At 74.3% G+C, this 3,259-nt stretch carries 3 protein-coding genes and 1 riboswitch; all 3 genes read left to right on the top strand.

The features are described 5' to 3' along the window. Positions 1–132: 132 nt before the first annotated feature. A riboswitch (cobalamin riboswitch) is annotated at positions 133–215 on the top strand. A 111-nt stretch (positions 216–326) separates the two neighbouring features. The 3 genes from ACSNOB_RS31660 to ACSNOB_RS31650 are packed head-to-tail and all read left to right on the top strand — an operon-like array spanning position 327 to position 3,248. Further along, positions 327–1,265, top strand: coding sequence for an ABC transporter substrate-binding protein (locus ACSNOB_RS31660; protein ID WP_436691076.1), 939 nt, complete (start codon positions 327–329; stop codon positions 1,263–1,265). A gap of 13 nt (positions 1,266–1,278) precedes the next feature. After that, positions 1,279–2,382, top strand: a complete 1,104-nt coding sequence (locus ACSNOB_RS31655) for a FecCD family ABC transporter permease (protein ID WP_436691074.1) — start codon at positions 1,279–1,281, stop codon at positions 2,380–2,382. Further along, positions 2,379–3,248 (top strand): ABC transporter ATP-binding protein, encoded by an 870-nt coding sequence (locus ACSNOB_RS31650; protein ID WP_436691072.1) that lies wholly within the window; start codon positions 2,379–2,381, stop codon positions 3,246–3,248. Before ACSNOB_RS31655 ends, ACSNOB_RS31650 begins: the two co-directional genes overlap by 4 nt. Positions 3,249–3,259: the final 11 nt, after the last annotated feature.

The following is a 3,259-nucleotide window of genomic DNA, read 5'->3' as shown; positions in this document are numbered from 1 at the left end:
CCACCCACCCCCCACGCACCGTCGATCCAGGGCATATCGCCGCTGTTGCCGATCAGCATGCGCCGATGCGACCTGGATCGTCGAGGCACGTCCGGGGCGTGCGCTACCGTTCTACCGACCACTAGCAGCGAAGCCGGTGCGAACCCGGCGCTGTCCCGCAACTGTGATGCCCCACCACTCCCGGCCGAGGCCGGGCGCGGCGGGGACGAGCCAGGTCGCCTGCGTCAGTGGTCGCGACCCGCGCTCTCGAGGAAGGGCGCCTCGCGGACGGGCGCACCGGGTCCCTGTCGGCGAAGCACCACGCTCCTCGACCGACAGGAGGACAGATGTCCAGACGTACCCCCCGGCTCTTCGCCGCGACCCTCGCGGTCGCCGCGCTCGCGCTCGGCGCCTGCGCCGAGAAGACCTCCGACACGCCCGCCACCGGCGGCGGCAGCTCGGCGGCGGCCGCCTTCCCGGTCACCGTCGGCAAGCTCACGCTCGACAAGCGGCCCGAGAAGATCGTGTCGCTCTCCGCGTCGGCCACCGAGATGCTCTTCGCCATCGGCGCCGGCAAGCAGGTCACCGCCGTCGACGACAACTCGAACTACCCGGCGGACGCGCCGAAGACGGACCTCTCCGGCTTCTCCCCGAACGCCGAGGCGATCGCCGGCAGGAGCCCCGACCTCGTGGTGATCTCGGACGACCGCAACAAGATCGTCGAGCAGCTGACCACGCTGAAGATCCCGGTCTACCTCACCCCGGCGGCGACCACGCTGGACGACTCGTACCGGCAGATCACGGAGCTGGGCGCGCTCACCGGCCACGCCACCGAGGCGGCCGACGTGACCAAGCGGATGAAGGACGACATCGCCAAGCTGGTCGCCGGCCTGCCGCAGCGCGCCGAGAAGCTGACCTACTACCACGAGCTGGGCCCGGAGCTGTACACCGCCACCAGCAAGACCTTCATCGGCTCGCTCTACGCGATGGCCGGCCTGGAGAACATCGCCGACCCGTCCGACGCCGACGGCAAGAACGGCGGCTACCCGCAGCTGTCGCAGGAGGTGATCGTCAAGGCGGACCCGGACTTCATCTTCCTCGCCGACACCAAGTGCTGCCAGCAGAGCGCGGACACGGTCAAGGCGCGCGCCGGCTGGTCGGGCGTCACTGCGGTGAAGAACAACCAGATCGTCGCCCTCGACGACGACGTCGCCTCCCGCTGGGGCCCCCGCGTGGTCGACCTGCTCCGCGCGATCGTCGACGCGACCGCCAAGGTGCCGGCGTGACCCTCACCCGTCGATGACCAGGGCGCTCGACAGGGCATCAGCCACCCGGTCGGCCGGGACGCAGCCCGCGTCCCGGCCCGCCGGGCTGCGGCCGCGCTGGCTCGTCGCCGGCGTCGCCGCCGTGCTGGTCGCCCTGGTCGCCGGGGTGTCGCTCGGCCCGGTCAGCCTGCCGCCGGGCAGCGTCGCGGCCGAACTGCTCAACCTCGTCCCCGGGGTACGCATCGACAGCGGGCTGACCGAGCGCGAGATCGCCATCGTCACCGAGCTGCGGCTGCCCCGGGTGGTGCTCGGCCTGCTCGTCGGCGGGCTGCTCGCCCTGGCCGGCGGCTGCTACCAGGGCGTGTTCCGCAACCCGCTGGCCGACCCGTACCTGCTCGGCGTGGCCGCCGGGGCCGGGCTCGCGGTCACCGCCGTGATCACCCTCGGCGCCGGGACGGCCGGCGCGCTGACCGGTCTGCCCCTCACCATCCCGCTGGCCGCGTTCGTCGGCTCGCTCGGGGCGGTGGCGATGACGTACCTGCTCGGCGCCTCCGGCGGGCGCGGTCGCTCCACGGCCACGTTGATCCTGGCGGGGGTGGCCGTCTCCGCGTTCCTCTCCGCCGGGCAGACCTACCTGCTGCAACGCAACTCCGACAGCATCCAGCACGTCTACTCCTGGCTGCTCGGCCGGCTCGCCACCGCCGGCTGGCACGACGTCCGGCTGGTGCTGCCGTACTTCCTGGTCACGGCACTGGTGGTGCTGCTGCACCGGCGCGAACTCGACGTGCTCTCCGTGGGCGACGACGAGGCGACCGGCCTCGGCCTGCACCCGCAGCGGTCCCGCTACCTGCTGATCGTCGCCGCCTCGCTCGGCACCGCCGCCGCGGTCTCGGCCTCCGGCCTGATCGGCTTCGTCGGGATCATCGTGCCGCACACCGTGCGGCTGCTCGCCGGGTCGAGCTACCGCGTGATCCTGCCGCTCTCGCTGCTCTTCGGCGGCGCGTTCCTGGCCCTGACCGACGTGGTCGCGCGTACCGCCGCCGCCCCGGCGGAGGTGCCGATCGGGGTGGTCACCGCCCTGCTCGGCGGCCCGTTCTTCGTCCTGGTCCTGCGCACCTCGCGGCGGGTGCTCGGATGAGCCCGCGACGTGCGCCGGCGCCGCGCCCCGCGGCGGGCGCGGGACCCGCGCCGGCCCCGCGGCCGGCGGCCGGCGACGACCGGCCGGCCGTCCCCGCCGTCGAGGTGCGCGACCTGCACGTCCGCCTGGACGGCACGCCGATCCTGGGCGGCGTCGACCTGACCGTCGCCCCGGGCGAGTGGGTCACCGTGATCGGTCCGAACGGCGCCGGGAAGTCGACCCTGCTGCGCGCCGTCGGCGGCCTGCTGCCCGCGCCGGGCGCGATCTCCCTCTTCGGTACGCCGAGCGAGGCGCTGCGCCGCCGCGATCGGGCCCGGGTGGTGGCGACCGTGGCCCAGTCCCCGGTCGTGCCGGCCGGCATGTCGGTGCTCGACTACGTGCTGCTGGGTCGCACGCCCTACATCCCGCCGCTGGGCCGGGAGTCCGCCGCCGACCTGGCGGCCGCGTACGACGTGCTCGACGGGCTGGACCTGGCCGGCTTCCGGGACCGGGAGCTGGCGACCCTCTCCGGCGGCGAGCGGCAGCGCGCCTTCCTGGCCCGGGCGCTGGCCCAGGGCGCGACCCTGCTGCTGCTGGACGAGCCGACCAGCGCCCTGGACATCGGCCACCAGCAGGAGGTGCTGGAGCTGGTCGACCGGCTCCGCCGCGAGCACGGCCTGACCGTGCTCGCCACCATGCACGACCTCTCCATCGCCGGCGAGTACGCCGACCGCATGGTGCTGCTCGCCGACGGCAGGGTCGTCGCCGCCGGCACCCCGCGCGAGGTGCTGACCGAGCAGCTCCTCGCCACCTGGTACCGCGCCACCGTCCGCGTGGTCGACGGCGACCACGGCCCCCTGGTGGTCCCCGTCCGCCCCCGCCCCTGACCCCCTGACCC

The sequence above is a fragment of the Micromonospora sp. URMC 106 genome (assembly GCF_051386395.1).
Lineage (GTDB): Bacteria > Actinomycetota > Actinomycetes > Mycobacteriales > Micromonosporaceae > Micromonospora.
This window is presented reverse-complemented; position numbering and strand designations above follow the sequence as displayed.